At 71.4% G+C, this 525-nt stretch carries 1 protein-coding gene; it reads left to right on the top strand.

Annotation, left to right across the window (positions count from 1 at the left end; all coding sequences use genetic code 11):
- Positions 1–525, top strand: a 525-nt coding sequence (locus tag PUR56_RS00430) for an AMP-binding protein (RefSeq protein ID WP_329947364.1), incomplete at both ends; no start/stop codon positions are given.

Genomic DNA, 525 nt, shown 5'->3' with positions numbered 1-525 from the left:
GCGGTTGTTCGTGGCGCGGGGTGCCGGTCCGGAGCAGGTGGTGGCGCTGGGGCTGCCGCGTTCGCTGGAGATGGTGGCGTCGCTGTTCGCGGTGCTGCGCAGCGGTGCGGCGTACCTGCCGCTGGAGCTGGACTACCCGGTCGAGCGCCTGGCCTTCATGGTCGAGGACACCGCCCCGGCCTGCCTGATCACCGACTCCGCCGCCGCCGCCCTGGTGCCGGCCCACGACAACACCGTGCTGCTCGACGCCGAGGACGTCCGCGCCGAGCTGGCCGGCCTCTCCGCCGAGCCGTACCGGGCGCCCTACGACCCGGACGCGGCCGCGTACGTGATCTTCACTTCGGGTTCCACCGGGCGTCCGAAGGGTGTCGTGACGCCGTACCGGGGTCTGACCAACATGCAGTTGAACCACCGGCAGGAGATCTTCGACCCGGTGGTGGCCTCGGCCGGCGGCCGGCGCCTGCGGATCGCCCACACGGTGTCGTTCTCCTTCGACATGTCGTGGGAGGAACTGCTCTGGCTGGT

The organism is Streptomyces sp. BE303 (genome assembly GCF_036290945.1).
In the GTDB taxonomy this organism is placed as follows: domain Bacteria; phylum Actinomycetota; class Actinomycetes; order Streptomycetales; family Streptomycetaceae; genus Kitasatospora.
The sequence above is the reverse complement of the archived record's forward strand: the minus strand, read 5'-3'. Positions and strand labels throughout refer to the sequence as shown.